Source organism: Bacillus cereus group sp. BfR-BA-01441, from assembly GCF_022663075.1.
Taxonomy (GTDB): Bacteria; Bacillota; Bacilli; order Bacillales; family Bacillaceae_G; genus Bacillus_A; species Bacillus_A cereus.
Genome location: NZ_JAKUEU010000171.1, coordinates 1 through 3,581, shown reverse-complemented (window position 1 = coordinate 3,581; position 3,581 = coordinate 1). Strand labels below are relative to the sequence as shown.

Below are 3,581 nucleotides of genomic sequence, written 5' to 3'. Positions count from 1 at the left end.
CGACAATTATCCGTTTCTTATTTCATTTTACTTTTAAATATATTAAAATAATCATGTATCATATCTTTAATACACTAAGTTAATTATTTTATATATTCACTAAAAAGGATGCATCAAAATCATTTTTATACATCCTTTTTAGTGAATATATACTACATTTCCTCCCTCTTAATCACATTGAAATACTATTTTATTTCCCCCACATTCCCCTTCACTTTCTCAATAATATCTTCTATACGTTCCGCTATACATTCCAGCTCCCATTCTCCCTCACCGTGCATAGCTGTATAAACTGGACAATTCTCATCATTACTATCTACAAAAATCGGGTCTCCAAGATATGAATCTATCCCTATTACAATCCATCCTTCTTTCCAATCTCCTTCTTCATTCCCGACTAAGCTTTGTCCTTCTTCATCAAAACTATAACCAAGTTGCCCTTCTTCTATTTCTTCACTATTAAACAATTCTATCGTCATAGGTTCAGATTCATACTCTAGCTCAATTTCATTATCCTCAGCACGATCTACATGTGCTAAAAGTTGTTTAATTTTATTATGGTTAATCATGATATCTTCTCCATTCTATCTTTTAAAAATCTAATTTTATTCATAATGAGCTGCCGCAAGTAACATTTGAGCAATAAACTTCCATGAAATATTTTCTGGAAACTTCTCTCCTTGATTTATATAAACCGATTCACAAGAACCTAACCAACTATTTAATGCCTCTAAATAAGTCTCTACCTCTACATTCTCCCATTCATCTTTATTCACTTTAAAATCCTTTTGGAGGTATACAAGAAATTTTAATAAATCTTCTTTAGAATTTACGTGATCGAGGTATTCATACACATCCATACTCCGTCCCTCCCTCTATTGCGTGTTATCTAAACTAACTATAATATATGACATAAGATTCTTAAAACTATTATTTGAGGTGACCGAATATGAAGAGTACAATTTGGGCAGACGATGACTATTTAAAACTAGCACCCATTAACGATGAACTAATCAAAAAAGCAGAAGAAGTACTGAACGTAAAGCTTCCAGAATCATATATAACCCTTCTAAAAGAACAAAATGGGGGAACTCTTCGTCTCGATGTTCACCCTACTTCAAAGCCAAATTCTTGGGCAGACGATCACGTTAATGTATCTGGTTTATATGGTATTTCTTTTAATGAAAATGAATCTAGTATTTTAGAGAGCCGCTATTTAATTCGAGAATGGGAAATGCCTGAGAATATCGTACTTTTATCTGGTGATGGACATACATGGATTGCATTAGACTATCGAAATGTAGCTGAAAATCCCCCAGTTATATTTATCGATAATGAGTTTGAGGAAATTATTGAATTAGCACCTAACTTTGAAAGTTTCTTACAAAACTTAACTACGTATGAATATGACGAAGAATAAGTCTCGCTCTAAAAAGGATCGAGATTTCATTACAAATTTACACGCCACTTTAAAACCACTCGGCTTTAAGAAAAAAAGACATACATTTTTCAAAGCTGAAAACGGATTTTATAAGCTCATTAACATACAAAAAAGCCAGTTTGAAGATGACTTCTATATAAATATAGGAGTCCACCCTATCGGTCTACCGCAGCTTATTACAAACCAATTACAATTAAAAGAAAACATTTCAATATTCGATTGCATTCTACAAACGAGAATAGAGCCTATGCATATCAAACAGAACCAGTTATTGCATAATGTTTCACATGAAACTATCGAAATTCCGAATTACCTTTCTACTATTTTCGACTGGTTTCAAACGTGGGTATCTTATGAAAATTTAGTGGAAACAAATATGCATTCCATTACTCCTGTACTAGCTGTCGTTCCAATATTACGAGAAAAAGCGTTTCTACTTCTTACCTGTTTTTCTTTCTACAAATTAAAACAGTACGAACAAGCTAATCGCTACTTACAGCAATATTTACATTGCACCGTGCATCTGAATACCGAGGAAAAAGAGCCCATATTCTTTCACGAAGTTGATATGTATATGAAAAAACTAGTAGAAAGTACAATGTAATTTCACATTGTACTTTCTACTAGTGCTTTATATTCCTCTTGTAACTTTTTAAATCGTTCTTCATACTTTTGCATCTTCACAGTATCCGTTTTTGAATTAAGGACTGGCCTTCTTCTCCCAGTCACCATTATATTTTTCCCATCTATTGCATCGTTCATATATACGTAAGGTTTAAAAGACTCACATACCGTATATGGCAATGCTACAGAGAGTTTTGCATACTCTTCCACTTTAAATTGATTAGATAAGCTTAACTCCTTTAAATTTTTCAATTGCATTAACGGTTCTAATGAATCATCTTTAACCTTTAAATTCATCAAAGTAAGCTTTTGCAACTGCTGTAATTCAGCGAGTGGTTTTAAAGTTTGTACTTTCATCGCTGTATTTATTCCACCACCCATATAGAAGGTATTAAGTTGTGTGCACTTACTTAAAGCACTTAAATCTTCTAACTTAGAAAAATCATCAATTAGTAAGGATTTGAGTTTTTTATTATAATCAATGTCCCATAACGTCTTCGCTTTTGTATTCCAGCACATATACAACTGTTGTAAATTAGACAATTTCTGAAGGCTACTTAAATCCTCGACCCTCATTTCGTAAACGTATAATATATCGGGACAAACATACGTAAGAATATGATCAAACTGCTTTTGATTTACTGTGAACATCCATAACTTTTTAACTTTTAAAGATGCTAGTCGTTCTATATTTTTTGTTTTCCCCTCAATCGCTACTTCTTCTAAATCACCAGCTATACTTGCTAAGTCTTTTATAATCTTCGGCTGATCACCAATCGGAAACATGTTATCCCCCCTACAACTCCCAAGTAATATTCATTTCTTCAAATGACTCCTTACTAACTTCCAATCCTTCGCTATCTTCCGTTCCAATCATTGCTATTTCTTCTTTAGACAACTTAATTTCCTCATTTGGACTTTGGATTTTTTTCTCATACACAAGTTGTAAAAGCTCTATTTGTTCCGCTGTCAGTTCATACTCTTCTTCCAGTCTTTCTATTGCTGATTCTGTATCAAGTAATGGAATTTCTAATAAGAATCCGCCGTGCTCTTCCATCTCTTCAAATGAATCAATTGAATACGCACCGCTATCCTCAATCCAAAATGCAGTTGTAATAAAAGGAACTGTTTCGCCTTCTACTTCTTCTAATACGTATTGAAGTGCTTCTTCTTTCGCAATATCTATTACTTCCGAAGATGCCCCTTCAAAATAATTTTTCGCATCAATCCACTCATCAATTCTCTCGCTATTCACATCTTGAAGACATACAATCGTGTAATTCGGATGAAACGTAATTGTCCCTTGTCCGCCTTGGCTATCTTGCATACTATAGTTAAATCCATCCCATGAACTTTCATGTGAGAAATCTGGACAATGCGCTACATTAATTGCATGGGCAATCGAATTTAAAACGCAGCCTTTCCATAGTTGTTCTTTATCTATATGTAATTTATATTTACTCATCATCTTCCCCCATGCGCATATTTTTTTCTATTATCTTTCCTCTACACAATA

6 protein-coding genes are annotated in these 3,581 nt (G+C 33.4%); 2 read left to right on the top strand and 4 right to left on the bottom strand.

Going from position 1 to position 3,581, the window contains the following annotated elements:
* Window positions 1–185 precede the first annotated feature (185 nt).
* Entirely contained in the window at window positions 186–569 is a 384-nt protein-coding gene (locus MR107_RS29460) for a hypothetical protein (protein WP_000607083.1), read from the bottom strand.
* A gap of 36 nt (window positions 570–605) precedes the next feature.
* Entirely contained in the window at window positions 606–860 is a 255-nt protein-coding gene (locus MR107_RS29455; protein WP_000383680.1) for a DUF7660 family protein, read from the bottom strand.
* Window positions 861–949: 89 nt separating this feature from the next.
* On the opposite strand from MR107_RS29455, the gene MR107_RS29450 reads away from it, so the two are divergent.
* Both MR107_RS29450 and MR107_RS29445 read left to right on the top strand, forming a co-directional pair.
* Entirely contained in the window at window positions 950–1,420 is a 471-nt protein-coding gene (locus MR107_RS29450) for an SMI1/KNR4 family protein (RefSeq protein ID WP_002025033.1), read from the top strand.
* The gene (locus tag MR107_RS29445) at window positions 1,407–2,045 is read left to right on the top strand and encodes a DUF4304 domain-containing protein (protein WP_063246403.1); all 639 of its coding nucleotides are present in this window, start codon (window positions 1,407–1,409) and stop codon (window positions 2,043–2,045) included. The genes MR107_RS29450 and MR107_RS29445 overlap by 14 nt, the downstream gene beginning before the upstream one ends.
* Before the next feature lie 2 nt (window positions 2,046–2,047).
* Here the strand turns inward: MR107_RS29445 and MR107_RS29440 are convergent, their stop codons facing one another.
* The gene (locus tag MR107_RS29440; protein WP_226368800.1) at window positions 2,048–2,851 is read right to left on the bottom strand and encodes a leucine-rich repeat domain-containing protein; all 804 of its coding nucleotides are present in this window, start codon (window positions 2,849–2,851) and stop codon (window positions 2,048–2,050) included.
* 10 nt (window positions 2,852–2,861) lie between these two features.
* Complete coding sequence (locus MR107_RS29435) at window positions 2,862–3,530, bottom strand: hypothetical protein (RefSeq protein WP_075719750.1); 669 nt, start codon at window positions 3,528–3,530, stop codon at window positions 2,862–2,864.
* Window positions 3,531–3,581 lie beyond the last annotated feature (51 nt).